Raw genomic sequence first — 26,309 nt, 5'->3', positions numbered from 1 at the left:
GTTCAGCTGCCATAGGTGAGCACGACCGAGAGCACCTCGTCGGGGTGCTGATCGACGAGCTCGAACGCCTCAGTGGCCCGCTCGAACGGAATGCGGTGGCTGATCAGGTCTCCGGCCCGCAGCTCAGTCAGCAGGTCGACGTCGAGCTGGAGTCGTCGGTCGTTGGTCCAGCGTGCGGAGATTCGGCCGTCGGGGGCGTTGACCGAGGAGCTCACCATACGCAGGCGCCGCATGTGGAACTCGGGCGACATAATCAGATCGACGGGCTTGCGTCCGTAGTAGGCCGGCACGACCACGGTGCCTTCGGCGCCCGTGGCCTCGATCGCAGACTGCAGGGCGGCCGGGGCGCCGCTCGCCTCGAACGACACGTCTGCTCCGCGGCCACCGCTCAGTTCCTTGACGGTGCTCAGCGCGTCGCTAGGGTGAACGGCCACGTCTGCGCCGTACTGGAGGGCGAGCTCGCGCCGGCGTTCGAGGGGGTCGACAGCGATGACGACCGAGGCCGTACGCTTGGCGAGCTTGGCGGTGAAGAGCCCGACCAAGCCCATGCCGTAAACGATGACGACATCGCCGAACAATACCGGGTGGTCGAGCAGCGCGTTGACCGCGACGTCGAGGAGTCCCACCGTGGTTGCTGCCTCGATTGGGGCGAGGTCAGGCGGAAGCAGCGTGCACAGCGACCTGTCCACGACGTAGTGGGTCTGGTGCGGGACGCGCGTGAAGACCAAGTCGCCGGTGGTGAGCCCGGATTCGACGCCGGCTTCGAGGACACGACCGACGTTGGCGTAGGCGTACTTGATGGGGAACTTCTGTTCGAAGGACCCACCCATGGTCGCCTGCGGTTGGATCAGGTCCTGCGGCAGATCGAGAACCGTGCGGGTGTCCGGGGCCTGTCCGCGGAAGATGGTCATCTCGGTACCGTGGCTGATGCCCGAGGCGATGGCCTCACACAGGACCTCGGTGGGGCCGGGGTCACCGATCTCCTCGGTGCGAATCTCGACTGTGCGCTCAGATGCGAACCAGACCGACTTTGCTTCCACTTCTCTGCTCCTTGCTTGTCCTCGTTCGCCCGGTGCGGCGATCGAGCTGTTGATGCTTGCTGGTCTCGTGATCTCAGGTAGAGATCTCCGGAGGGTCTACGGGTTCCAGTCAGGAGCGCCGCGCGCGTCGATAGCTGTCGCTGCCGACTGCGATCACGATCAGCACGCCAGCAGCGATTTGCTGGTACACGCCGTCGAGGCTGAGCAACACGAACCCGTTGTTGATGAGCGCGAGAAACAGGATCCCAACGCAGGTCTTCCAGATCGCACCGTCACCGCCGAGGAGACTCGTGCCTCCGATGACGATGCCGGCCAGCACGATGAAGACCAGCGACGTCTGGGTGCCCTGGTCGGCCTGGCCGGAACCAACCCGAGAGGCCACCAGTACCCCACCGAACGCTGCGCCTGCGCCGCTGATCGCGTAGGTCAGCACCTTAACGGCGTTCGTCCTGACGCCCGAGAGACGGGCGGCCTCCTCGTTTCCTCCGACGGCGAAGAGGCTGCGCCCGTAGGTCGAGGCCGAGAGCAGGAACCAAGTCAGGGCGATCACGATGATGGCCAGGATGGAGGTCAGCCTCAGCCCGAAGGCCGAGTCGGTCCCGAGCTGCTTGAAGCGCTCGTCGTTCACGATGAGCACCGTGCCACCAGCAACGATGGTCGCGATCCCGGCCACGGCGTAGGAGGTAGCTAGGGTGGCGATAAGTGGGTTGATCCTGATGACGGTGACAAGCACCCCGTTCACGAACCCGATGGCGAGTCCGACGAGCACCGCCACGCCGATGGCCAGGTAAGGATCCATGTGAACCGTCAGCTTGGCTGCGACCAGTCCGCTCAGTGCGTAGACCGCGCCGACTGAGAGGTCGACGCCTCCAGCAATGAGCACCAGCGTGCTGGTGACGGCGACGATGAGGATCGTTGACTGCTGGTCAAACAGATTCAGCAGGTTCGCGGAGGTGAAGAACGAGCTACTGGCGCCACACAGGACGAAGAAGAGCGCGATGAATGGGAGAAGGATCCCGGCCTGTCTGATGCAGGAAATGATCTTTGCCGTAGCTCCTGATGACCTCCGCGGCTGGGTGTCGATCCTTACGACCCGTTCCTGACTTGCCTGGCTCATTGGCTTTCCGTTCCTTGTCGCGCCGACTCCGTGCCGAAGGCGGCGCTCACGATTGCTTGCTCGGAGATATCGGTCCCGCGGAGCTCGGCCGCGATGCTGCCCTGGTGCATAACCAGGACTCTGTGGCTCAGGCCGATAACTTCGGTGGCCTCGGAAGAGACGACGATGATCGCCGCGCCGTTCCGGGCGAGGTCCGCGAGGACCTCGTAGATGGCGTGCTTACCCTGAACGTCGACGCCGCGGGTGGGTTCGTCGACCAACAGGACGGCGGGCTGTTGTACCAACCATTTTGCGAAGAGCGCTCGCTGCTGGTTCCCCCCGGACAGGGTTCGGACCGGAGACTTGATGCTGGATGTCTTGACCCGGGTGGTCTGCACGCCGCGCGCAGCGATCTGCCTCGAGCGCCACGGCAGAACCATCCCTGCCTTGCTCATCGACCGTAGGTGCGGGAGCGTCACGTTCCGCTCGATCGAATGCTCGAGGTGCAGACCCTGCAACTTCCGATTTTCGGGGATAAGCGCAATCCCTCGCACCTGAGCCTGACGGACCGAGCGGATGCGAGCGGGGACGCCGCCCAGCAGGATGCGCCCGGCGTCTGCAGGCGCAGCCCCGACGAGCGACATCAGCACCTCGCTGCGTCCACTGCCAACCAGCCCGGCGATCCCGAGGATCTCTCCACGACGCACCTCGAAAGTGACGTCGTTGAACGCCCCGCGCCGGCCGAGCCCTTCAACCCTGAGTGCGGGCGAGGCATCGCGCGGACACTCGGGCAACTGAGGGAACAGTTCGTCGAGGTCGCGTCCGATCATGAGGTTGATCAGCTGACTCTTGGAGACCTCGTTCTTAACGACAGTCCGAATGAACCGGCCATCCCGCAGGACGGTGACTCGGTCACAGACGCGTAGAACATCGTCCAGGTCATGCGAGATCAAGACCACCGCGACCCCGCGGTTCGCTAGCTGCGTGATGAGCCGGTAGATCTGTTCTGCCTGGTCCTGGGTCGTGGCTGTGGTTGGCTCGTCCAAGATGATGAGCCGAGCTCCCGCAGCGACCGCTCGCAGGATCTCAACGAATTCCTGTTCAACCGCATTGAGTCGGTCCACACGCCGATCCGGGTCGATTGTGAGGCCGGTCTCGCGAACCAGCTCCGCGAACTTGCGGCGCATCTTGGTCCGCGAGACCACTCCGGGAACAGACGTGGGGTATTGACCGGTGAAGACGTTCTCGACGACTGTCCGTTGCGAAAGCAAGGAGAGCTCCTGAGAAACGAATGCGATTCCGCCTTGTCGTGCGGCGCGCGGCGAGGTGAAGACAACCCGTCGGCCGGCGGATTCGAGGTGACCTTGGTCGGGGCGCAGCGCTCCAGCGATGATGTTCGCAAGCGTTGACTTTCCAGCCCCATTCTCACCGACGAGAGCATGGATCTCGCCGGCCCGGAAGGAGAGATCGATGCCGTTGAGAACAGACTTGCCTGCGTACGTTTTTCCGACGCCACAGGTCTCGAGCACGGTGGTCATCTGATCCCTCCCTCCGGTCCTGCTCAGCCGCTGAAGTCGAACGAGCAGTTCTTGACGTTGCCGGCGACGACGCCGTCCACGCACGCCGACTTGAGATACTCGCCGGGATTGATGGCCGCAGTGACCGGATCCCCGTTGATCGCGTTCACGAGCTGCTCGAAAGCGAGCTTGCCTTCCTCACCGGCCATCGCCTGAGTGCCGCCGAAGAGGTCTCCGTCGGCCACTGCCAATGCGCCCTCCTTGGTCAGCGCCTGGCCAATCAGGTAGATGTGGTGGTTGGCATCCTTGGTGGCGGGAATCGCGCCAGTTACGGCCTGAGAGGTGCCGATCATCACGTCGACACCAGGATGTCCGGTGAGGATCGTCTGCGCAGCCGCCAGACCGCCCTGCCGGGTTGCTTCGGTGTCGGCACCGGCGACGAGCTGGATCGAGGGGTCGTCGGCGACGGCCTCGTCGAACCCCTTCATGATCGCGGTGTCGTAGGTCGACCCCTTCTTGTAATAGAGGGCAGCGACCTCACAGGGGTTGGCTTCGGCCTCGGCGCAGGCCTTCTTCACGAGCTCGCCAGTGATATTGCCGCTCACCTCGACCGGAAGCATCGCCTGAGCGACCACCCCGTCGACGCTCGGCTCGGGAGTGCTGAAGTCCGAGCCGATCGGCTGGTTCCAAGCGGCTACTGCGATGTCAGCGTCCGCCGCCTGACCGACGAGCGGAACGATTCCGGATCCGTCGACCGGGTTGATAAGGATTCCGTCGTACTTGCCTGAGGTGATGGCGGTCTGGAACTGCGAGTACTGCTTGCTGGCGTCGAACGCCGCGTCGAAGACGTCGACCTTCACGCCCATCTTGGACGCAGCTTCCTTCACAGCTTCGACGCCGGCTGCCTGGTAGGCGTTGGAGGAGCCCCCGACCAGAACCGCAATGGCCGCTTCCGAGTCACCGGACCCGGATGTGTCGCCGCTACAAGCGGTCGTGGTGGTGAGAACCGCAACCGCGGCAGCCGCGCTGCCGAGGGTCTTGATAAGTGCACCCATGTGCCTACTCCTGGTGTGTGTGCGGGTTAGGTCCCGAGCGGTTGAATCCGGGTGTCGAGGTCAGGTGCCGTGCGGCATCTGCTCGATCGGGCGATAGTCGATCTCGTAGCCGAACGCACCGGGTCCGGTCATAGCCATGCCGGCCGGGGTGCGCCAGAGGGGTTCGCACGGCCAAGCGATGACTGCTACTCGTTGTCCGAACTGGAGGTTGTCGGTGCCCAGGGCGCAAGCTGACTCCGCGTCCAGAGCGACGATAAGGTCAGGCACCGTAGCGACGGCTCGACCATCCTCAAATGCGACGAGGTTCTCGTTCTGGATCTCAAGGCGAACGAGCCGCCCTCGGTCTGGTCCGGAGCCAGAGATCACCGCGCTGCCGCGGACCCAGCCGCCAGCGTCGGCTCGTTCGAGCTCAGTGATCTTTCCGGTGATGAGCCTCGTGGCGCCAAGGTGGGCGCACAGGTCGTCGACCGAGGTTCCGCCCGCGAGCAGCAGCTCGCCTACCTCGATGGCGCGCGTCACCGATCCTTCGATGACTGCGCCCTTCGCCTCGCGAGCCGTCATAACGTAGCTAGTCATGAGGGCCGTGGAGCCACAGGCCACGCAAACCGCACGTGCGATGCGCTCGGCCCAAGCACCGTCGGTGGGACGCACGGTTGAAACATTGCCTTGAACGTCGGCAACCACGATCACCGACGGGACTACGCCGGCAAGTTCCATTGCCACCATGTTGATGTCAGGAAATGCGCGCCCCATGCCGTCGGCATCCAGCAGGGGTACACCGAGCGCGGAAGCCCAGCCGGCGGCGCGAACTCCGTTGGAACCGCCGATCTCGCCCGCCATGAGCACCTTGACCGGTTGGCCGAACACCCGCTCGATCTCGTCACGAATCAGCCCCGGCTCCTCGCCACTGGGCAGCATCTCCTGGGACACCGTAGGCGCCCCGATGGCGTGCAGGGGCAAGATCAGATCGTCAGGATCGAGGTCGGCGAGCCGGACCACAGGCGTGGAGCCGTGCACCTCAATCGCGTGCTTCGCTGCCCACGAACCTGTCTCGACGTTGCCACCGCCGCCCGCACCGTAGACCGCGCAGCCAAGCGCGAGGGCATCAACCAGCTTCTCGTCGATAGTTTCCACAACACTGGCCGTTTCGGCTTTCTTCACCACGGCAGGAACTCTCGTCTGCGATGCACGCCACTTCAACGTCGGAGATCGACAAACCTCGCCTGGTGTTTGTGGACGAACTACAGTTCAACCATGGTTGAGATCGCCGGCACCGCCCTACACCCACTGATCGACCTCGCCGGACCGTCTGAATTCTCGACCGCACCGGTCACTCTCGCGGCGGTCACCCGACTGGACGAGATCGCCCGCACAGATACGTCCGGACAATCCTCGATCGTGATCGTGCCGCGCGAGGGGATCGAGCGTGTGGCTCACTATGAACTCGACGTTGCAGTCCGGCTCGCCGCAGACTCTGGCGTAGTCGGGCTCGTGCTCGTCGGCACCTCGCACGTGCCGTCAACAGTGCGGCAACTGGCCGATCGAACGGGCGTTCGCGTGTTCGGCTGCGCTCCGGACGTATCCATCGTCAGCCTGGTCCGTGTACTGGACCGGCTCATCGAGGTGGAACATCATCCCTCGCTCGAACGGGCCAGCCAGCTCAGGGAGATGCTGCGCTCGACCATGGTGGATGCATCGCTGGCCGAGATCCTTGAGTCCGCACAGGGCGTGCTCCTTACCAAACTCAGCATCCAGTGGCTGGGGCTTGCTCCACCCACGGGCGAGCCACTGGTGGTCGGGGGACATCCGATCGGCTGGCTCTGCGCCGACCCCGGCGTCGACGCCGGAACGAGTCTGGCACTTCCCGCCCTGGCGGCAGCCATTTCCATGCGGCTCGAGGAAACCTGGCGATCCGTCGAGCGGAGGAGTGAGATTGTTGCTGCCGTGATTCACGCCCCTGGGGAGGCGCAACGGCACACCGACAGCAGAGCCCGGCAGGCGGGGTTCAGGCTTGACGACCGCCACAGCATGCTCTGCTTGGCCAGCTTAAACACTGATGGAACCCAACGTCTCTCCACGGCGGTCGACCGCCGACACCAGGCGTTGGTCATCGCGGTTGCACTCGGCCTTCTTCAGAGAAGGGAGAGTGCTGCCCCATGGGCCGTCACCCGAATCCAGCAGGACCTAGCCGTTCTGCATAGCCAGCCACACGAGGAGGCCGTTGACTTCGACGAGGTCCGCAGCATCGGCAAGAAACTGCTCGAGGTCTTGGACACCGAGATCGATGGAGCCCGTTTCTTCGGCGGCCTAAGCATCAACCTCACCGGTGCGAACGGCATTCGTCAGCTTGCGACCGAGTCCCAAACGGCCGCGCGCATCAGCCGGGCCCGCAACGAGCGCGACAACATCGTTGACTACCATCCGTCAGAGGCCGCCCAGGTGCTCGCGGACCTGGGCAGTTCGATGGTCGCCCGGCCCGCACTACTCAGGTATCTCGAGCCCCTGTTGAGCGATGAAGTCCGCTCCCCCGAAACGGCAATCACAACGGTCGCCGCCTTACTCGACCACGGCGGCTCACGAGCGAAAGCCGCCGCTGCGCTCCACCTTCATCCGAACGCGGTGAAGTACCGCGTTGACAAAATCGAGCCGCACATCGAGGGCTGGCTCAGCGACCCCGATGACCGACTGATGCTGCACTTAGCCTGCCGCCTCTGGATACTTGAGAACGGCGGTTGAGGCACTCGAGATTTCGGCGGTCGTTCCCCTCGCGCACAGCTCCTGTGCAAAAGTCACAACAAGGTCCAGTTTTCTGTCACTTGTGCCCCTAACATTTCGGCTGGCGGGCGGGCTGAACTGATCCCTCAAGAACGCGCGACGAGGGATGAGGGCCGCCTTGCAGGAGAAGAACATTCGAGTCGACGTCGCGTCGCTCATGCCGCAGGTGCGGGACTGGCTTTCCGACCTGGTCGCCATCCCGTCGGTGTCCGCGCCCGGCCACCCGGCCCAGAGCGTCAGGGACGCTGCGGCGCTGGTCGCTGCCCAGCTGGGGTCTGTCGGCGCCGACGACGTGTGGATCGTCGACCGTGAGGGCTGTCACCCGCTGGTCAGGGCATCGGTGTCTGGGGCGGCCGGCACCCCCACCGTTGTCCTCTACGCCCACTACGACGTCCAGCCAGCGGCCCCAGACCAAGGTTGGACCGTCGACCCTTGGGCGCTGACTGAGGGAGCCGACGGCCGTGTCTACGGGCGAGGCATAGCAGACGACAAGTCCGGGGTGGTGTTGCACCTGGCGACCGTCGAGCTCCTGCGCCGCCGGCATGATCCATCTCTCAGGAGGGGGTCGTCTCAACTTTCGACCGAGCTCCACGACGCTGACTCCGCCAGCGGCCTTCCCTCACTGGAGATCGTGATCGAGGGCGAGGAAGAGACGCGCAGTCATCTGGCGCAACTTATCGACGGGGACGAGCGCCTTCAAAGCGCGGCACTCGTAATTGTCGCGGACACGGGACCCCCCAAGGTCGGTGTCCCGTCACTGACCAACTCTCTCCGCGGTGTTGCGTCGTGTCTGCTGACCATCGAGACGCTTGAGAGGAACGTCCACTCGGGCCTCTTTGGGGGAGCCGCTCCGGACGCGCTCCTTGCCCTCATCGCCACGCTCGCTTCCCTTCACGACGAGAGAGGCGTGCTGACGGTTGAAGGCCTGGAGTCCGCCGAAACCGGCCACGACCAGGAGTCAGGCACGGCCGACGAAGTTGAGCGATGGGTGCGCACCGCGGCGGGCATCCTTCCCGACGCGGCACCACCCGGCGCCGGGACGCTGCTCGACCGCATCTGGTCTCAGCCGGCCGTCTCGGTGGTCGGGATCGACGCGCCGACCGTCATGGAAGCGGCGAATGTCGTACAGGCGCGTGCACGCGCGAAACTATCGCTACGGGTGGTTCCCGAGGCAGACCCTGCGACCGAAGTCGCCAAGCTTAGTGCCCACCTGCGCCGCGGCTGCCCTCCGTGGGCGACGCTGAAAGTCGAACCACTGACAAGTGGTTCCGGCTTCCGAAGCAGCGGTGGGCCCTTCGAATCGCTCGCGAGCGCCGCCCTCGAGTGTGCGTACGGCCGACCAGCGGTCACGGAAGGCTCGGGGGCATCGATCCCCGCTGTCCGAGCCCTCGCCAGCGCTGCACCGTGCGCCGAGCTGATCCTCTGGGGACCGCAGGACACCGAACGCGCCCGGATTCACGGCCCCGACGAGAGCCTCGATCTGGAAGAGCTCGCCCGCCTGATCCACGCTCAGGTCGCCCTGCTCGAGGCCCTGAGCCTCTCGACCGGCTCGGCGGCGAAACCGGTATGAGCACCCAGCCATATCGTACAGCGGCCGATCAGGGCGCCAACCGCACGATAGCCTCAGCACTCCGACGGGTCGGGGTGCGCGACGTCAGTGTCAGCCAGGCGCATCTCTCCGCCTACTCCAGCGACGCGTCTCTCTATCGCGTAGCACCGATGGCAGTGGTGCGCCCCCACGACGACGAAGAGGTCATGGCCACGCTCGACGTCGCACGACAGAGCGGAGTTCCGATCGTCGCCCGCGGTGCTGGGACGTCGGTCGCAGGCAACGCCATCGGTGGGGGAATCGTCCTCGACTTCAGTCGGCACATGAACGAGGTCGTGTCCATCGACCCCGCGCGGCGGACAGCGGTGGTTCAACCTGGAGTGGTCCACGCCCAGTTGCAGCGCGCGGCGCAAGTGCACGGACTGGTCTTCGGACCGGACCCCTCCACGCACACACGGTGCACGATCGGCGGCATGATCGGGAACGACGCTTGCGGGGCACGCTCCTTGCGCTACGGCCGCACCGCGGACAACATCAATGGTCTCGAACTGGTCACCGGCACCGGCGAGCTGCTCCGCACCAGTCGCGAGCACCAGTTGGCTGTGGGCTTCCAGGACGGCCAAGACAGACTACGCGCTCTCGTTGCGCGACACTTGGCAACTCTACGGACCGAGCTCGGTACCTTCGGACGCCAGATCTCAGGGTTAGCGCTGCACCACCTTTTGCCGGAGAATCAGTTCGACCTCACCAGAATGCTGGTGGGAAGCGAGGGAACTCTCGGCCTCATCACGCGAGCCGAGGTCATCTTGGTTCGACGCCCCATCCACAGCCTGATGGTCGTGCTGGGCTACCCCGACATCGCCGCTGCGGGAGACGACGCGGTCGTCGTCAATCGGCATGCCCCGTCGGCCTGCGAGGGGCTGGACGCCCGCATCGTCGACACCATTACTGACAGGCGCGGGCCTGGCGCCGTGCCGCCCCTCCCGACCGGCCGTGCATGGCTTTTTGTTGAGCTCTCGGGCGACGACATGGCCACCCTCCACATTGCCGCGGCTGCGCTCATCGCGGACACGGCCGCCGACGACGCCCGCATCGTGCCCGAGGCGAACGAAGCCGCGGCCCTGTGGCGCATCCGCGAGGACGGCGCCGGGCTCGCCGGACGGACCCCTTCGGGGAACGCTGCGTGGCCCGGGTGGGAGGACGCAGCCGTGCCGCCCCACGCCCTCGGCGAATACCTGCGCGAGTTTGACCGCCTGGTGGAGACCTACGGCATGTCGAGCCTCCCATTCGGACACTTCGGCGAAGGTTGCATCCACGTCCGGCTCGACTTCCCGCTGCAGGACGGAGCCCGCGTTTTCACCGAGTTCCTCGAGGATGCTGCGACCCTAGTGGTGAAGTACGGCGGCTCCCTCTCCGGTGAGCACGGCGACGGTCGCGCACGCAGCTCCCTGCTGCCGAGGATGTATAGCCCCGAGGCCATTGCCTTGTTTGAGTCGGTGAAGGCGATCTTCGATCCTGAGAAGCTCCTCAACCCAGGGGTGATTGTCAACCCCAAGCCTGTCGACCACGCGCTGCGTATCACGCCCATGTCGTCACGAGCGCCGCTGACCCGCCTCGCTCTTCCACGCGACAACGGGGATTTCTCGCGAGCCGTCCACCGATGCACCGGCGTCGGCCGCTGTCGCGTTACCGAACCGGATTCGTACGCGGTCATGTGCCCGTCCTTCCAGGCGACCCGCGACGAGAAGGACTCCACCCGCGGTCGGGCCCGTGTGCTCCAGGACCTTGTGGGCGGGCACCTGGAAGGCGACTGGAAGTCGCCAGCCGTAGCAGAAGCCCTCGACCTGTGCCTCTCTTGCAAGGGCTGCGCATCCGACTGTCCGACCGGCGTGGACATGGCGAGCCTCAAAGCCGAAGCGACGCACCAGAAGTACCGCAGGCGGCTGCGCCCTGCGGCGCACTACTCGCTGGGATGGTTGCCACGGTGGGCACGCCTCGCAAGCCGGGCCCCGAGGTTCGCCAACTTGGTCACCACCAGCCGGCTCACCCGCGGGCTGGCGCTGCGGCTCGCCGGCGTAGATGCTCGACGTCGGGTGCCGGTGTTCGCTTCGGAAACGTTCAGGGCGTGGGCTGCCACGAGGCCGCCGGCGGCCGAAGGCCTGCCCGTAGTGGTCTTCGTCGACACCTTCACTGACTACTTCAAGCCCGAACTCGGTCGAGCCGCGATCGAGGTGCTCGAAGCGGCGGGATATTCGCCGATCCTGTCCGACCCAGCGTGCTGCGGCCTGACCTGGATCTCAACTGGTCAGCTCGATGCGGCCCGCAAGATTCTCAAACGAACCGTGGCTGCCCTGGCGCCAGCGGCGAATGCCGGTACACCCATCGTCACCCTCGAGCCCTCATGTACGGCAGTGCTTCGTCACGACGTCGCTGAGTTCGTCTCATCTCCAGAAGCGCAGGCCGTCTCCGGAGCGACCACCACGTTGGCCGAACTGTTGTCTTCGACCCCTACGTGGCGGGCACCGGACATGAGCGGGCTCAAGATCTTCGCACAACCGCACTGCCATCATCACGCCATCATGGGTTGGGAGACAGACGAGGCGCTGCTGCGCGCGGCCGGAGCCGAGCTGATCCGCGTCGGCGGTTGCTGCGGTCTCGCCGGGAACTTCGGAGTCGAACGCGGCCATTACGACGTATCGGTAGCCGTAGCCAACACGCAGCTCTTGCCGGCGCTGGCCGTGACCGACAACGACACGGTCGTGCTCGCTGACGGATTCTCGTGCCGCACCCAGATCGCCGACCTGACCGACCGCCGCGCCGTTCACCTCGCGGAACTCCTGGCAGCTCAGCTCTCAGGTAGGGATGTGCGCTTCCAGTCGTCGCCCCAAACCGCGCGCGACTGAAATGCTGAATCCGACGCAGCTGCTCACCTTCGATGTTGTTTTGCGGGCAGGGTCGTTCTCCGCGGCAGCACGCGAACTCGGATACACCCCGTCCGCGGTCTCCCAACAGGTTGCCCACCTCGAGCGTGCAGTCGGCACGCCACTCTTCGAACGCTCCGCGCGTTCCATCTCGCCCACCCCCGCAGCCCTCGTGCTGTCCGAGCGCGCGCGTGAGCTCCTAGGGATGATGCACCGCGTGGAGTCCGAGTTCGCTGACTGGGCCTCGGGGCGCAACGGAAGGGTTCGGCTCGGCAGCTTCCCTACTGCGAGCCAACATGTCCTTCCCCCGGCCGTGTCGGCGCTGCTGAAGGCGGCACCGGCAGTGAAGGTCGATCTCGACGAGGGTGAGCCCGGCGATCTACTGGACCGCCTGCACAGTGGCAGACTCGACGTCGCGTTGGTATACGACTACGAGATCGATGCGCCGGAGTCGGGGGGCGGTCGACCAACGAGCGCCGGGCGTCACCCGTATCCGTCATATAGCACCTCCGCCGACGAAGGCGGACGAGGCCCGAGGCTCGCGCAGCAGCACCTCTTCACAGAGGACCTTTTCCTACTGCAGGCCAAACACCAGGCCGCGACTGTGCACCGGCTCGACGAGCTCGCGGATGCATCTTGGGTCTCAACGGCCGAGGAAAGCCCCGGCGCTCAGACACTGAGGCTCATCTGCGCACGTCACGGCTTCGCCCCCCGAGTTCGTTTCCGCACGAACGACTACGGGGTGGTTCGCCGCATCGTCGCGGCCGAGCTCGGAGTTGCGGTAGTTCCCGCGCTCGCCGCCTCAAACGTCGATCCGGACGTGGACGCGACCAAGTCGTGCGGTCTTAACGCGCGCCGGCACGTGCGAGCGGTCTACCTGACCGACTGCGTGAACCCAACCGTGACCCCGCTCCTGCGGGCGCTTTGCTCAACCGCACTGCACCTCGGAACGGTCGACGGCGTTCAAGTGGCGCCCAGCCTCCTGCTTCCCGGCGCTGCGGTGGCCCTTAGCCACCGCTGACCGCCTAGATCTAGAACTGACGGAGGTTGTTGACAGGTCGGGTCTCTGATCCATAGGAGATCTTCGTGACCGACCGAGAGCTCGAACGGCGAGCCACGCACAAGCTGGCCGTCCTCAAACACGTCGAAGAAGTCAGCAGCAGCATCTCGGCGACCTGCCGGTACTACGGCACCAGCCGCACCTGTTACTACCGCTGGCTCAAGCGCTACGAAGAGGAAGGCTTCGAAGGCCTCAAGGACCGCTCCAGCGCACCCCACAACTCGCCGACGGCGACCAGCGCTGACGTGGTTGAGAAGATCCTTTGGCTTCGCCAGCAGTACCACTTCGGGCCCGGCAAGATCTCGATGTACCTGGAGCGCTACCACCAGGTGAAGATCAGCCCGTCAGACATCTGGCGGATCCTGCATCGCGCCGGCGTGAACCGCCTCCCCGCATCGCAGCGCTACAAGCGACGTGAGACCCGGTGGAAGCGCTACGAGAAGCAACGGCCGGGCCACCAACTGCAGGTGGACGTGAAATTCGTCGACCTGCTGGGCCAGATCGGCCGCAAGAAGCGCTGCTACCGGTACACCGCGACCGACGACTGCACCCGCCTGCACGTGCTCCGCGCCTACCCTCGCAACGACCAGAAGACGGCCATCGCGTTCATCGACCACGTCCTATCGAAACTGCCGTTTCAGGTCGACAAGGTGCAGAACCGACAACGGCCAAGAGTTCGGCGCATCGTTCCACTGGCACCTACTCGACAAGCGCATCGGGCACGTCCGTATCAAGCCCCGAACGCCACAGCTCAACGGCAAGGTGGAGAGGTTTCACCGCACGATTCCGAGGAGTTCTACCGCCTCCTCGAAGGCGAGGTCATCGACGACGCCCGGCTCTTCGAAACCCGACTCCAGGAGTGGGAGGACTACTACAACTGCGATCGACCGCACGGCGCCCTCGGGTCTGCTGCACGGATAGGTGACATCTTGACCTGACCCACTGTTACCCGTTCGTGCAGCAGGCCCCTCGGAGGTCAGACTGAGCAATGATCAGAACCTGTGGATGGCTCTCGGCGAGGTGACGTGAAGTGGACGTACCTCCCGAGCAAGATCGAAGCCCATGCTCAAGTTCGGATCGGGGTCGGCGTTGGCGCGCCGGCTCGGGAAGGTACGTCCATGCTCAAGGTAGTTCACGACGCTTCGGCGTCCAACGAGGCGGCCGGTGGGTCGCTGCTTGATGAGATCGTCCGCGACGGCGCTCGGCAGATGCTTGCTGCGGCGTTGCAGGCCGAGGTTGCCGCCTATGTCGAGGCGTTCGCTGACGAGGTCGATGAGCAGGGTCGGCGGTTGGTGGTCCGCAACGGGTTCCACCAGCCGAGGGAGGTGACCACGGCCGCGGGTGCGGTCCCGGTACGGGCGCCGCGGGTCAACGACAAGCGCATCGACGAGGCGACCGGGGAGCGGCGACGGTTTGCCTCGGCGATCCTGCCAGCGTGGGCACGGAAGTCGCCGCGGGTGGCGGAGGTGTTGCCGCTGCTGTACCTGCACGGCCTGTCCAGCGGTGACTTCGGGCCAGCGTTGACCCAGTTCCTGGGCACCAGCCACGGCCTGTCGCCAGCGACGATCACCCGGCTGACCAAGGACTGGCAAGACGAGGCGGCCGCGTTCAACAAGCGCTCCCTGGCCGGGCCCGACTACGTGTACGTGTGGGTCGACGGGATCCACCTCAAGGTCCGCCTGGAGCAGGACAAGGTATGTCTGCTGGTGATGATCGGCGTGCGTGCCGACGGTTCGAAGGAGCTGATCGCGCTCGACGACGGACACCGCGAGTCCACCGAGTCCTGGCTCGACCTGCTCCGCTCGTGCAAGCGGCGTGGGATGCGGGCACCGGTCCTCGCGGTCGGTGACGGGGCGCTGGGGTTCTGGGCCGCGCTGCGCGAGGTCTGGCCCGAAACCCACGAGCAGCGCTGCTGGTTCCACAAGATCGCCAACGTCCTCAACGCGCTCCCGAAGTCGGCCCAGCCGGGCGCGAAGACGGCACTGGCGCAGATCTGGAACGCCGAGGACAAGGACCACGCGAGGTCGGCGGTGAAGGCGTTCGCCGCCGACTACGGCACGAAGTGGCCCAAGGCCGTCGCGAAGGTCGCCGATGACCTCGACGTGCTGCTCGCCTTCTACGACTACCCCGCCGAGCACTGGGTCCACCTACGAACCACCAACCCGATCGAGTCGACGTTCGCGACCGTGCGGCTGCGTCAGCGGATCACCAAGGGGCCCGGCTCCCGAGCGGCCGGGATCGCGATGGCGTTCAAACTGATCGAGTCCGCACAGGCCAGGTGGCGTGCCGTGAACGCACCCCACCTCGTCGCGCTCGTCCGTGCCGGCGCAACGTTCAAGAACGGAGTACTCGTCGAACGCCCCAACGACCAAGACGGGCAGCCCTCGAGCCACGAATCAGGAGGTGACGCTCACGCCGCATGACACGCCGATCCACAGGTCTTGACTATTGCTCGGTCAGACTCCCTACGAACGCCTACGACAGAAAGCCAACGACCCGCTGGCATAGGCCTCCGTCAGTTACACACCTAGAGCTTTGCGTTGTCGCCTTGATCTTTGAGCACAACAGGACGGACTGGCATACCCCCGGAGTGCGCCACGTAAGCGGTGAGGTCGTGTTCGACCTGCTTGCGGCTACGCTCGGACTCAGCTGCATAGAGGTCCTGCGGATCGTGAACGGTGGCACCGATGACATCCGACATCCAGTCCGCGGATCGGGCCGCGCCACCTTGCGACACGTCCATTTCGCCATTTCCAGTCAGGTTGGACGCGAAGATTCCTGCCGCGGACTTCGGCAGGAAGTCCTCGTACACCACCGGTTTGATCATGAGAACGCCGGCTGCGGAGAGCTCTTCGATGTCTCCGGCCGCGACGGCAGCGCGAAGTTGGTTGCCCATCCGACGCAGCGGTTCAAGGTTCAGGTCGTAGGTGAAATGGGCCAGCCCTTGGGCACATAGCCGGCTCTCGGTCCGCGGAAGGTTGCTTTCCCACACGGCCACTGCGACGGCCTCACGGTCGAGCGTTGGGTCGGCTGCCGTTGCAACCTCCACTTCGGCTACCAGCCGCTCGTACAGGTCACGACCTCGCGCAGTGAGCGCGATGCCACGCGCCTCGACTTCGCCGAACCGCACACGCAACGCCCCGTCAGTGACCGATCCGTCCGGGTCGCGAAACTTGCGGGGTTCGGCCAAGGCACGGAAGGACGTCTGCCGCAGCAGTACGTCAGGTCCTGACCACCGCGGCGGGCCCTGAATCCGGTCGATCATCTCGATTCCGCGGGCCTGCATGGAGACATAGAGGTCGTCGATGTCGAGGACGCGAGGGGTGAGGTGGTTGACGTGCGTGGTGGTCACGCCGCCGATGTCGGCCGCCACGCTGGAGATCCGCTCTAGTTCGGCATACCATCCGCGGTCTACTGGCTCGGATGAAAGCGCGAAAGCGTTCGTGGCGAGTTGAAGGAAGCGTTTGGCGTTGTCCTGTGCCAGACCGTCCTCTTGGAGGGCGCGGTCGGCCAAGGTAAGAAGCTCGCTAGGGAACAGCCGGCGATTCGCGAGGAAGTTCTTGAGCCGCTGTTCAAGCGAGGAGTCGAAGAACCTGCGATCCTCGGGGACCAGCATGGAGGTGAACACCCGGAATGGGTTCGCGGCCAGCTCAGTGTCCGCAATCGGTCGAAACGCGGTAGAGACAACGGGGATCGGTTGCGGGCGGGCATCGCGGAGGTCGTAGAAGCCGCAGGCCTCCATACCCAGCGCTGCGAAAATTCGCGCCACCTGTGCCATCTCTTGCGGTGACCCGACCCGGATCGCGCCGTGCCGCTCGGCCGTCACCCGTTCAATGGTTCCAAACCGCTCGGCGTCGGCCCCACTGCGACTCAGGACCCGCTCGTTCACCTCTTGGGAGACCTCAACGAGCGTATTGTAGGCCGGTACCTCGGCTCCATACAGCGCTGACAGCTTCGCTGCGAACTGCGCGCGCAGTTCCGTTCGCGTGAGGACTGACTTTGTCAACATCTCATTCTCCCTGGTTCTGGCTCGGCTTGAGCTGCCCGCGGAGGGCCATCGCCTCACGCACGCGGTCCTGCGCGAGCTGTCGGGCCGCCTCGTGCGTCGACAGGCCCCGTTTGCCGCCCTCAACAACGACTGCTTCTGCGTTCCGACGCATTTTCTGAGCGATCATCGAGAGCACCTGATCGGGGTCGACCACGAACGGTGAATATCGTGCATCCATGGAATGGGCGGCAGCCACCACTCCCCCGGCGTTGGCGATGAAGTCTGGCACCACGACGATGTTGCGCTCGTGAAGAACGTCGAGCGCGTCGCGGGTGGTAGGCATGTTGGCTCCCTCAACGACCATCCAAGCGGTCGTCTCCTTCGCCAGATCAGTGTCGATGACATCTTGGCGAGCAGCCGGTACAAGGACGTCCACGGGCGCATGGAGGACCTGGTCTGCGGTAGTGGCATTGCCGTACTCCAAGACGCAGTCGTCACCCACATGGGCACGCAGCTCGCCGAGTCGCGCGACATCGATCCCATTGGGGTCGATAACGCCCCCACGCGCCGTCGAGACCGCGGTCACCCGAGCCCCGAGCACAATCAGTCGTTCGGCAGCGGCCTGTCCAACCGCGCCGAACCCTTGAATGGCGACGGTCGCCCCCTTGAGATCTCGGTTCGCCGCGTTTGCCGCGGCGTCGGCGGCCTCGGCGACGCCGAAGCCCGTAACGCCCAATTGGTCGTAAGGCAGCCCGCCAAGCGCGGACGGGAGCCCAACGGCGGCGCCCCGGTCGCGGAGCTCGTCGAGAAAGATGGCTGCATCAGACTCGGCGAGGCCCATGTCGAGGCCGAAGACGTACTCGGCCGGGACCTCGTTGGAGAGTGCTCGCGCGAATGCACGGAGGATCTCCTCCTTGTTCGGAGCGTGCGGGTCACCGACGATGCCCGCCTTTGCGCCACCGTGGAACAGATCGACCGCCGCCCACTTCCACGTCATAGTGCGCGCAAGACGCGCCACTTCGGATACATCAAGGGTCGGGCTCATACGCGTCCCGCCCTTGCCCATCCCGCGAGCGGTGTTGTCGATGACGAGAACGCCTCGCATCCCTGAACGCCGGTCAGATACGCAGACGACCTTCTCCGGTCCCCACTCGTCGATCAGATCGAGGGTGTCAACGGACATGGCGGGCGCTCCTATGTTCGGGCTCTGCTTGGACGACAGCAAGTCTTGGCTGTCACCGTTCGGTCAGGCGAGGGCGTGAGAACGCGTAGTGGTAAGACAAGCCATAGAGATTCTGAGGGTCACCATCGACTTGCCGGATGCCCTGGGATCGCCGCGGCGTGGCGGATGAGCTCGTCGCTGGTAAGCGAGACCGATTGCCCAACTCCTAAAAAGTGATGCCGCGACTCCCGTCCGCTAGCCAGACTCACTCGTCAGCCTCAGTCAGCCCACCAACGCTTCCACTAGACCCGGGGCGGTTCACACCCGCACCAGTGTGTGCCGACGTCGCCGAGCGCCATCCCCAAATCTCAGCCCCGCTACGTTCGGACGAAGGCCGAAACGCCACCTACCTCTTGCCAGTGCAGCTGTTTCCACCCCCGCCCGGAGTCGATCGGAGGGACCAGCGGCGGCGTAATTGAACTTCGGCGACTACCGATCGCGACACCAGCTGGCCGGCCCTCTTGCTGCCTTGATCCCGCTCGAGCAGTTGGTCCTCGACCTCCGACACCGACGATTGACGGGTCGCGGAATCGCTTCTGCCGGACGGTCAATTCTTTGAACCAAACCAGCGGCACGCATGCTAGTAGAGTGTCGCTTCTTATTCTTGCTGTTTTGGGGCTCTCCTGACGTACCTGTGGGTGTCTGAGCGCGCCTGAACGAGCCGCACGCCGCTTCCTGTCTAGGTTTCTGAGCTGTCTAGGAACAGGAACCAGGTGCACAGGAGAGCGGCGTGCGTGATGTCAGCCTATGGCGAGGCGTGTTCGGGGTCGAGAAGACGGTGATCGAGAAGGTCGAGTACGACGAGGACGCCCAGGTCCTGATCGCTCATGTCCGACCCACCAGCAGGCAACAGGGCCGGTGCGGGATCTGTCGGCGTCGGTGTCCTGGCTACGACACCGGGCCGGGACGGCGTCGCTGGCGGTCGCTCGACCTGGGCACGACGGTCGCGATGCTCGAGGCAGACACCCCTCGGGTCCGCTGCCGCGACCACGGTGTCGTGGTCGCGCATGTCCCGTGGGCTCGGCACGACGCCGGTCACACGCTGGCCTTCGATGATCAGGTCGCCTGGCTGGCGACGCGGGCCTCGAAGACCACCGCGACCGAGTTGATGCGAATCGCGTGGCGCACTGTCGGGGCGATCATCACCCGGGTCTGGGCTGACATCGATGCCCAGCATGATCGTCTGGCCGGCCTACGGCGGATCGGGATCGACGAGATCTCCTACAAGAAGGGCCACAAGTACTTGATGGTCGTGGTCGACCACGACACCCGACGCCTCGTATGGGCCGCCCCGGGACGCAACTCAGCGACCGTGCGGGAGTTCTTCGACCTCCTCGGCCCCGAACGCTGCAAGCTGATCACCCACGTGAGCGCGGATGGAGCCGACTTCATCGACGCCATCGTCGCCCAGATGTGCCCGGCCGCGGTCCGGGTCGCTGACCCGTTCCACATCGTGAAGTGGGCCACCGACGCCCTCGACGAGGTCCGCCGCGAGGCATGGAACGACGCCCGCAAGCAGGCCAGGAAGGAGCCGAAGCGTGGTCGTGGACGCCCACCCGCGGACGCGCCGCCCCGGCCCGGCAACGAGCGGGCCAAGACGCTCAAGGGTGCCCGGTACTCGTTGTGGAAGAACCCCGAAGACCTCACCGAGAACCAGCAGACGATGCTGGCCTGGATCGCTGCGACCGACCCGAGGCTGTATCGGGCCTACCTGCTCAAGGAAGGGCTCCGGATGGTGTTCCGGGTGCCCTACAAGGCCGCCGTCGCTGCGCTGGACCGCTGGGTCAGCTGGGCCCGTCGCTGCCGGATCCCAGCGTTCGTGAAGCTCCAGAAGAGCATCGTCAAACACCGCGCCCGGATCCTCGCAGCGATCGAGCACGGCCTGTCCAACGGGCTCATCGAGTCGACCAACACCAAGATCCGCCTCATCACCCGCATGGCCTACGGATTCCACTCCGCCCACGCTCTGATCGCCCTCGCGATGCTCAACCTCGGCGGCTACCGCCCAGCACTCCCCGGCCGAAACTGACCCACAGATGCGTCAGGAGAGCCTGTTTTGGGTAGAGGTGTCGGAGTTTGATTCGTGCGTCGTCGGTGGTGAAGTGCCAGTTGACTTTCCGCTGATCGGCGTTGACGTCGGCCTGCCAGGCGGCGAGTTCGGTGTTGAGGACGTCGAGGTCGCTGATGCGGCGGTCCAGGCATTGCCGGGTCAGCGCGGAGAGCTCGATCTCGGCGATGTTGAGCCAGGAGCCGTGCTTGGGGGTGTGGTGGATCTCGAGGCGTTGCGCGAGGGCGAACGCCCTGTCGGGTTCGAATGCCTCGTAGAGGGATCCGATGTTGTGGGTGTTGAGGTTGTCCATCACCAGCACCACCTGCTCGGCGTCGGGGTAGTCGACCTCCAAGAGCTGATCATGTTCTTGGCGACCTGCCCGCGAGCGAGGTCCACGAAGTAGGCGCCTTCAGTCTTGAAGGCGGTGTCGGCATCGACCTGCACGCTTTCCACTGCGGCGCTGAGGATGTGGTGGGGTCCGGGGTTCTTCGTCGACCTGAGTCGCTGTCGCAGCTGTGCCGGGAGGATGGCGACGATGTCTTTGAGAGTGCCCTCTTCGACGGAGCCGCCCGGGATCTTGTAGCCGGGACGCTCCCAGATCTGTACGGAGTCCGGGTTGGCGGCGATCCACTCCTTCGCTTTGACGATCATTTCGGGCTCTCCTGACCCTTCCGTGGGTCATTTGCGGCCGGGGAGCACTGGTGGGTGGCCGCCGAGGTTGAGCATGGCCAAGGCGATCAGGGCTTCGGGTGAGCGGAAGCCGAAGGCGACCCGGGTGATCGGTCGGATCTTGGTGTTTACCGACTCGATGCGTCCATTGGACAGGCCGTGCTCGATCGCGGCGAGGATAGAGGCTCGGTGCTTGACGATCCGGCGTTGCAGATCGACGAAGGCCGAGATCCGACAGCGACGGGCCCAGCCGATCCAGACGTCGAGGGCCTCTTCGGCCTCGTCGTGCGGGAGCTGGAACACCAGCCGGAGGCCTTCCTTGAGCAGGTAGGCGCGGTGCAGGCGCGGATCGGTCTTGGCGACCCAGGCGAGCTTGGCCCGCTGCCGGAGGGTGAGGTTCTCGGGGTTCTTCCACAACGCGAACCTGGCGTGTTTGAGTGCCTTCGCCTGGCCGCTGGCTCGTCCGGCGCGGCGCTGGGTGACGGCGCCACGGGCCTCGTTCCAGGCCTGCCGGCGGACCTCGTCCAGCGCGTCGGTGGCCCAGCGGACAACGTGGAACGGATCAGCGCAGCGCACCGCGTTCGGACACCGCTGTGCGACCACCGTGCTGATCCAGTCCGCCCCGTCTGCAGAGATGTGGGTGATCTGGGCGCTGCGCTCGGGGCCGAGGGCGTCGAAGAACTTCTCCAGGGTTGCCTTGTCACGGCCCGGTGCGGCCCACACCAGCCGACCACTGTCGTGGTCGACGACCACGGTCAGATATCGGTGCCCGCGCTTGTACGAAATCTCATCGATCCCCAGCCGTCGCAGGTCCGCGAACCGGTCGTGCAGGGCTTCGACGTCGGCCCAGACCCGGGTGATGATCGCGCCGACGGTGCGCCAGGCGATCCGCATCAGCTCGACCACCGCGCTCTTCGAGCACTGGGTGGCCAACCAGGCCACCTGCTCGTCGAACACGACTGTGTGGCCGGCCGCGTGCCGTGCCCAGGGCACCGCGACGACCGTCGGGCCATGTTCGAGACACCTCACCCGCGGTGCGTCCGCCTCGAGCACGACCTGGATCGTGCCTAGGTCCAGTGCCCGCCACCGTCGCCGGCCTTCTCCGGCGTCGTAGCCAGGCGAAGGTCGCCCGCACCGTCCACAACGACCGCGAGCACGCTTCCGCGGCCGCACATGGGCCACCAACAGCTCTTCGTCCTCGTCGAACTCGATGTCCTCCACGACCGTCTTCTCGACCCCCAACAGGGCGCGCCATAAGGTGGCGTTCTGCACGCCGTTCTCCGCTCACTGGTTTCGGTTCCTCAACAGCTCAGAAACCTAGACAGGGAACGGCGTGCTCACGTTTCAGGCGCGCTCAAGCACCCACGGATGCGTCACAAGAGCCTCATTTCGTCGCGCGAATCGGCCAGTTCGTCGATAAGCCCCAATCGAGTTGCCGTTGCCGCGTCGTGGCGGACGCCGTCGAGCAGGACCTCGGTCAGGGCACGGACGACGCCCAGCATGCGAACCGTGCGCACGGTTCCGCCTCCGCCCGGAAGTAGGCCGAGGGTGACCTCAGGTAGACCGAACTGGCTGCGTTGTCCGGTGACGGCAATGCGGTGGTGGCAGGCCAGCGCGATCTCCAGGCCGCCCCCGAGGGCGGAGCCGTTCAGGGCTGCGACGACCGGGATGCCGAGGGTCTCGAGGATGCGGAGGTCGGCCTTGACCTGTTCCACGTCGTTGCCAAATTGGGCGAGGTTGTTCTCTTCGACAGCGTAGAGGCCGTTTAGGTCGCCACCAGCGAAGAAGGTGGACTTTGCGGATGTCAGGATTACGCCGGTGATGTCTCGGCGTTCTGCAGCGAGCCGTTGAACGGTGGCATGCATGGAGGCTCGGTAGTCGGCGTTCATTGTGTTGACGCGCTGGTTGGGGTCATCCATGGTCAGCGTGACGATTCCGTCGTCGTCACGGGACCAATCGATAGTGGCTTGGTAGGTCATCTTCTTCTCCGCTACTGGGACTCTGGTTGATTCAGAGGCGTTCAACGATGGTGGCGATGCCCATCCCGCCACCGACGCACAACGTGCACAGACCGAAGCGTTGGTCGCGGCGCTCGAGCTCGTCGAGCACCGTGCCGACGAGCATTGCGCCGGTGGCACCGAGGGGATGTCCGAGAGCGATCGCGCCGCCGTTGACATTGACCTTCTCGTGGGGGACGTCGAGGTCTTTCATGAACTTGAGCACGACCGCCGCGAAAGCTTCGTTGACCTCGAAGAGGTCGATCTGGTCGACCGTCATCCCAGCTCGGTCGAGCACCTTTAGGGTTGCCGGCGTCGGTCCCGTCAGCATGATGGTCGGTTCGCTTCCGACGGCGGCGGTGGCGACGATCCTGCCGCGCGGGGTGAGGCCGGACTTGCGGCCCGCTGCCTCTGTTCCGAGGATCGCCAATGCCGCACCGTCAACGATTCCAGATGAGTTGGCCGCGGTGTGAACGTGGTCGATGCGCTCGATCCAGTGGTACTTCTGCAGGGCGACTGCATCGAATCCTTGAGCGCCCGCAGCCTCGAAGGAAGGCCTCAGCTTGGCCAGAGACTCGACGGTGCTCTCCGGTCTCGGGAACTCGTCGCGGTCGAGGACAACTCGGCCCGCCAGATCCCGGACGGGCTCGACCGATCGGTCGAATGCGCCGTTGGAGAGCGCCTTGGCGGCTCGGGATTGCGATTCGACGGCGAACCGGTCCACGTCGGTCCGATCGAATCCCTCAATAGTCGCGATCAGGTCGGCGCCGATGCCTTGCGGTACGAAGTCGGCTGCATAGGCGGTCGCCGGATCGTTCATCCATGAACCGCCGTCGGTTCCCATAGGGACACGCGACATCGATTCGACGCCGCCGGCGAGCACGAGTTCGTCCCATCCTGCCCGTACCTTCTGCGCGCCGAGATTGATCGCTTCGAGGCCGGATGCGCAGAACCGGTTCAGCTGGAATCCCGGTGCGGAGCTTTGGAAGCCCGCTGCGAGGGCTGCCGTTCGGGCGATGTTGCCTCCTTGATCACCCAGCGGCGACACGCAGCCGAGGACCAGGTCGTCAATCAGCATGGGGTCCAGGTTCGTGTTGCGGCGCTTCAGGGCGTCCACGAGGCCAACGACCAATGACACCGGCTTCGTGCCATGCAATGAGCCGTTGGACTTTCCACGTCCTCGTGGGGTTCTGACGATGTCGTAGATGAACGCTTCGTTTTGAGTCACGTGATGTCCTTCAGGGTCATTGGGCGGTCGAGCGATCGCTCGACGTGGCCGAGCCGTTCGATCTCAGATCTTTGGTTTGCATTCGCTGAGGGTGTCCCCCTGCGTTCGACGCTGGGGCTACTTGGGCCCGAGATGCGCCTGTTGCGTTGAGCGGACGGCGATGACCAGAGAGTCCGTTGCGACCGCATCCAGTTCGGGCGTCGCTGGACTTCTGTGCTGAGGCATCCGGACGGCCCGCGCCGCTAAAGGGAAGCGTGTCTCCGCCCTGATGTGCACCCCAGCGACCGGTTCGGTTCTGCCTAGGCAGGCTCATCGATGACCCCGATCGTCCAGGCATCCGCGGGCGCGGTCAGAGGCGGGTGTCATCGGCTACGCGATGAGCAAGCGCGACAATCTCTTCGACCATCCGCCGGTCGGGGGCGCCTCCTGTCGCGCGGTTTTGCGGATCGTCCAACCCACGGCGCAGAACGCCTTCCGCGATGATGGCGACTTTCCACAGTGCCAGGACGTGCCAGAAGCCGATCTCCGCCTCGCTCACGTCGCGGCCGGTGTTCTCGATGTAGCGCTCCACGAGCTCTGACCGAGAAGGAAATCCTGGGACGGTTGCTCCCCCGAAGTCGGCCAGCGCGCTCTCGCCCGGTTCAGGCCAGTAGGCCAATGTCGTCCCGAGGTCGGCTAGCGGATCGCCCAGCGTGGACAGCTCCCAGTCGATCGCTGCGCGAATGCTCCCGTCCGAGCCGTCGACCAGCACGTTGCGCAGGTGGAGGTCGCCGTGGACCAATGTGAGGTCACGCGGAGGCGGCTTGCTCGACTGGAGACGCCGAGTGAGCAACTCCAACTCCCCCAGGTCGGAGGTTTTGGACCTTTCCCATTGGCCCGACCATCGGCGTAGCTGCCGATCGGCGTACGGCGAGTGGCTGGCGAGGTCGCCGAGGCCGGCCTCGTCGATGTCGACGGCATGGATCTTCGCCAACGTGTCTGCAAGACCCAAGCCCGCCACACGTCGCGCTTCGTTGTTCAACCGCGCCATGGTCTGTGGGCGATCGAGAACAACACCGTCGACGAAGTCCATGAGAACCATCGGGGTATCAGCGACCTGGCCTACTTCTGCCGTGCCGTAGATGTGCGGCACCGGAACGGGGGTGCGTTGCAGCGCGATCAGAATCCGTGCTTCACGAAGCACATCGTGAGCGGAGTGCAGGAGTTCTCCAACTGGTGGACGTCGCAGAACGCGTTGCTGACCGCGGGCATCGGTCACCAGATAGGTCAGGTTCGACTGGCCGATGCCGATGCGAGCTACGCGAATCGGCGGTGTAACGGTGGGGTCCGCAGCGCTGATCCATCGGGTGAGCTCGTGCTCGTCGACGCCGGGAACGGCTGTGGGCCGGACTGATGGGGTTTGCGCGCTCACAGTGTGGCGCCTCCGTCCAAGACGAGGGTCTGTCCTGTGGTCCAGGATGAGTGCTCGGAAGCGAGGAAGACGATCGCGGATGCGACGTCGTCTGGTTCTCCGATTCGCCCCAGGGGTAGCGCAGTCCCGAGTTCGTCTTCCTTGTCCGACCACAGGACTTCGGAGAAGGTCGTGCGGACGATTCCGGGCGCGACGGCATTCACTCGAATGGCGGGCCCGAGCTCGAGCGCGCTCTGGCGGGTCAGGTGTATCAGCGCGGCTTTGGTGACGTTGTAGATGCCGATGTTGCGTTCGGTGACCAGTCCGCCGAGGGAGGCGACGTTGACGACCGTGCCGCCGTGTTTGCTCATCCAGGCCCGCGCTGCGTGTGCCGTCCACATGAGGGGAGCCCACAAATTCACGTCGACTGTCTTGTGGAAGCGGTCGTACTCCTGTTCTAGGACGGAGCCGTAGGCCGCGTTCGTTGCTGCGTTGTTGACGAGGATGTCCAAGCTTCCGAACGTCTCAAGAGTGAAGCTGACGCAACGCTGCGCTGCGTCGCCGTCGACAGCATGGGCCTCGAATCCGCGGGCCGTTCCATCGACCTGTGCCGCGCCGGCGTCGGCCGCTTCTTGGGTGCGTGCCGTGAGGACGACGTTGGCCCCGGCCGCGGCGAGTGCCTGTGCGGTGGCGAGCCCGATGCCGCGGGATGCACCGGTGACGATGGCGGTGCGGCCGCGAAGGTCGGTCAT

At 65.2% G+C, this 26,309-nt stretch carries 20 protein-coding genes and 2 pseudogenes; 8 read left to right on the top strand and 14 right to left on the bottom strand.

The annotated features are described in order from the left end of the window. Positions 1–2: 2 nt before the first annotated feature. From ACUP6Y_RS00800 to ACUP6Y_RS00780, 5 genes are all read right to left on the bottom strand, one after another. On the bottom strand, positions 3–1,040 hold the full coding sequence (locus ACUP6Y_RS00800; RefSeq protein WP_462553699.1) for a zinc-dependent alcohol dehydrogenase: 1,038 nt from the start codon (positions 1,038–1,040) through the stop codon (positions 3–5). Between the two features lie 109 nt (positions 1,041–1,149). Then, positions 1,150–2,157, bottom strand: coding sequence for an ABC transporter permease (locus ACUP6Y_RS00795; protein WP_462553698.1), 1,008 nt, complete (start codon positions 2,155–2,157; stop codon positions 1,150–1,152). After that, positions 2,154–3,674: a sugar ABC transporter ATP-binding protein gene (locus tag ACUP6Y_RS00790; RefSeq protein WP_462553697.1), complete on the bottom strand. Its 1,521-nt coding sequence runs from the start codon at positions 3,672–3,674 to the stop codon at positions 2,154–2,156. The genes ACUP6Y_RS00795 and ACUP6Y_RS00790 overlap by 4 nt, the downstream gene beginning before the upstream one ends. Positions 3,675–3,697: 23 nt before the next feature. After that, entirely contained in the window at positions 3,698–4,708 is a 1,011-nt protein-coding gene (locus ACUP6Y_RS00785; RefSeq protein ID WP_462553696.1) for a sugar ABC transporter substrate-binding protein, read from the bottom strand. 60 nt (positions 4,709–4,768) lie between these two features. Further along, on the bottom strand, positions 4,769–5,872 hold the full coding sequence (locus ACUP6Y_RS00780) for a DUF917 domain-containing protein (protein ID WP_462553695.1): 1,104 nt from the start codon (positions 5,870–5,872) through the stop codon (positions 4,769–4,771). A 90-nt stretch (positions 5,873–5,962) separates the two neighbouring features. Between ACUP6Y_RS00780 and ACUP6Y_RS00775 the strand changes: the two genes are divergently transcribed. From ACUP6Y_RS00775 to ACUP6Y_RS00745, 7 genes and pseudogenes are all read left to right on the top strand, one after another. Beyond that, positions 5,963–7,444, top strand: a complete 1,482-nt coding sequence (locus ACUP6Y_RS00775; RefSeq protein ID WP_462553694.1) for a PucR family transcriptional regulator — start codon at positions 5,963–5,965, stop codon at positions 7,442–7,444. A 157-nt stretch (positions 7,445–7,601) separates the two neighbouring features. After that, positions 7,602–9,053, top strand: coding sequence for a M20/M25/M40 family metallo-hydrolase (locus tag ACUP6Y_RS00770; protein ID WP_462553693.1), 1,452 nt, complete (start codon positions 7,602–7,604; stop codon positions 9,051–9,053). A gap of 149 nt (positions 9,054–9,202) precedes the next feature. Next, positions 9,203–11,935, top strand: coding sequence for an FAD-binding and (Fe-S)-binding domain-containing protein (locus ACUP6Y_RS00765; RefSeq protein WP_462553692.1), 2,733 nt, complete (start codon positions 9,203–9,205; stop codon positions 11,933–11,935). Then, positions 11,895–12,110 (top strand): annotated as a pseudogene (locus ACUP6Y_RS00760) (helix-turn-helix domain-containing protein); the annotation flags it as partial. The gene ACUP6Y_RS00765 and the pseudogene ACUP6Y_RS00760, both read left to right, overlap by 41 nt. Before the next feature lie 60 nt (positions 12,111–12,170). Then, a complete protein-coding gene (locus tag ACUP6Y_RS00755; RefSeq protein ID WP_462556830.1) occupies positions 12,171–12,974 on the top strand; it encodes a LysR substrate-binding domain-containing protein in 804 nt (267 codons plus the stop codon). A 65-nt stretch (positions 12,975–13,039) separates the two neighbouring features. Further along, the gene (locus tag ACUP6Y_RS00750) at positions 13,040–13,951 is read left to right on the top strand and encodes a helix-turn-helix domain-containing protein (protein ID WP_462553691.1); all 912 of its coding nucleotides are present in this window, start codon (positions 13,040–13,042) and stop codon (positions 13,949–13,951) included. A gap of 180 nt (positions 13,952–14,131) precedes the next feature. After that, complete coding sequence (locus tag ACUP6Y_RS00745) at positions 14,132–15,436, top strand: IS256 family transposase (protein ID WP_462553128.1); 1,305 nt, start codon at positions 14,132–14,134, stop codon at positions 15,434–15,436. A gap of 104 nt (positions 15,437–15,540) precedes the next feature. On the opposite strand, the gene hglS is transcribed toward ACUP6Y_RS00745, so the two are convergent. Together hglS and ACUP6Y_RS00735 are read right to left on the bottom strand one after the other, a co-directional pair. Continuing rightward, positions 15,541–17,022: a 2-oxoadipate dioxygenase/decarboxylase gene (gene hglS / locus ACUP6Y_RS00740; RefSeq protein ID WP_462553690.1), complete on the bottom strand. Its 1,482-nt coding sequence runs from the start codon at positions 17,020–17,022 to the stop codon at positions 15,541–15,543. Between the two features lies 1 nt (position 17,023). Next, complete coding sequence (locus ACUP6Y_RS00735) at positions 17,024–18,184, bottom strand: Glu/Leu/Phe/Val family dehydrogenase (protein WP_462553689.1); 1,161 nt, start codon at positions 18,182–18,184, stop codon at positions 17,024–17,026. 769 nt (positions 18,185–18,953) lie between these two features. Here ACUP6Y_RS00735 and ACUP6Y_RS00730 point away from each other — a divergent pair. After that, on the top strand, positions 18,954–20,252 hold the full coding sequence (locus ACUP6Y_RS00730) for an ISL3 family transposase (RefSeq protein ID WP_462551837.1): 1,299 nt from the start codon (positions 18,954–18,956) through the stop codon (positions 20,250–20,252). On the opposite strand, the pseudogene ACUP6Y_RS00725 reads toward ACUP6Y_RS00730, so the two are convergent. From ACUP6Y_RS00725 to ACUP6Y_RS00695, 7 genes and pseudogenes are all read right to left on the bottom strand, one after another. After that, positions 20,209–20,613 (bottom strand): annotated as a pseudogene (locus tag ACUP6Y_RS00725) (transposase); the annotation flags it as partial. The gene ACUP6Y_RS00730 and the pseudogene ACUP6Y_RS00725 sit on opposite strands and share 44 nt — an antisense overlap. Beyond that, positions 20,583–20,924 (bottom strand): hypothetical protein, encoded by a 342-nt coding sequence (locus tag ACUP6Y_RS00720; protein WP_462553688.1) that lies wholly within the window; start codon positions 20,922–20,924, stop codon positions 20,583–20,585. The gene ACUP6Y_RS00720 and the pseudogene ACUP6Y_RS00725, both read right to left, overlap by 31 nt. Positions 20,925–20,951: 27 nt before the next feature. Continuing rightward, entirely contained in the window at positions 20,952–22,214 is a 1,263-nt protein-coding gene (locus tag ACUP6Y_RS00715; protein ID WP_462552196.1) for an ISL3 family transposase, read from the bottom strand. A 101-nt stretch (positions 22,215–22,315) separates the two neighbouring features. Next, on the bottom strand, positions 22,316–22,921 hold the full coding sequence (locus ACUP6Y_RS00710; RefSeq protein WP_462553687.1) for an enoyl-CoA hydratase/isomerase family protein: 606 nt from the start codon (positions 22,919–22,921) through the stop codon (positions 22,316–22,318). Between the two features lie 31 nt (positions 22,922–22,952). Continuing rightward, positions 22,953–24,167, bottom strand: a complete 1,215-nt coding sequence (locus tag ACUP6Y_RS00705) for an acetyl-CoA C-acetyltransferase (RefSeq protein ID WP_462553686.1) — start codon at positions 24,165–24,167, stop codon at positions 22,953–22,955. A 349-nt stretch (positions 24,168–24,516) separates the two neighbouring features. Then, positions 24,517–25,578, bottom strand: coding sequence for a phosphotransferase family protein (locus tag ACUP6Y_RS00700; RefSeq protein WP_462553685.1), 1,062 nt, complete (start codon positions 25,576–25,578; stop codon positions 24,517–24,519). After that, positions 25,575–26,309 carry an SDR family oxidoreductase gene (locus ACUP6Y_RS00695; protein WP_462553684.1) on the bottom strand — a complete coding sequence of 245 codons (735 nt, stop codon included), beginning with the start codon at positions 26,307–26,309 and terminating at the stop codon, positions 25,575–25,577. Before ACUP6Y_RS00695 ends, ACUP6Y_RS00700 begins: the two co-directional genes overlap by 4 nt.

Source organism: Nocardioides sp. S5-5, from assembly GCF_054954065.1.
The sequence above is the reverse complement of the archived record's forward strand: the minus strand, read 5'-3'. Positions and strand labels throughout refer to the sequence as shown.

Coding starts and splice junctions, on each gene's coding strand:
- ACUP6Y_RS00745 (WP_462553128.1), top strand. CDS start 14,132: ATGCTCAAGGTAGTTCACGACGCTTCGGCGTCCAACGAGGCGGCCGGT.
- ACUP6Y_RS00795 (WP_462553698.1), bottom strand. CDS start 2,157: ATGAGCCAGGCAAGTCAGGAACGGGTCGTAAGGATCGACACCCAGCCG.
- ACUP6Y_RS00735 (WP_462553689.1), bottom strand. CDS start 18,184: ATGTCCGTTGACACCCTCGATCTGATCGACGAGTGGGGACCGGAGAAG.
- hglS (WP_462553690.1), bottom strand. CDS start 17,022: ATGTTGACAAAGTCAGTCCTCACGCGAACGGAACTGCGCGCGCAGTTC.
- ACUP6Y_RS00785 (WP_462553696.1), bottom strand. CDS start 4,708: ATGGGTGCACTTATCAAGACCCTCGGCAGCGCGGCTGCCGCGGTTGCG.
- ACUP6Y_RS00720 (WP_462553688.1), bottom strand. CDS start 20,924: ATGATCGTCAAAGCGAAGGAGTGGATCGCCGCCAACCCGGACTCCGTA.
- ACUP6Y_RS00765 (WP_462553692.1), top strand. CDS start 9,203: ATGGCAGTGGTGCGCCCCCACGACGACGAAGAGGTCATGGCCACGCTC.
- ACUP6Y_RS00790 (WP_462553697.1), bottom strand. CDS start 3,674: ATGACCACCGTGCTCGAGACCTGTGGCGTCGGAAAAACGTACGCAGGC.
- ACUP6Y_RS00710 (WP_462553687.1), bottom strand. CDS start 22,921: ATGACCTACCAAGCCACTATCGATTGGTCCCGTGACGACGACGGAATC.
- ACUP6Y_RS00775 (WP_462553694.1), top strand. CDS start 5,963: ATGGTTGAGATCGCCGGCACCGCCCTACACCCACTGATCGACCTCGCC.
- ACUP6Y_RS00695 (WP_462553684.1), bottom strand. CDS start 26,309: ATGACCGACCTTCGCGGCCGCACCGCCATCGTCACCGGTGCATCCCGC.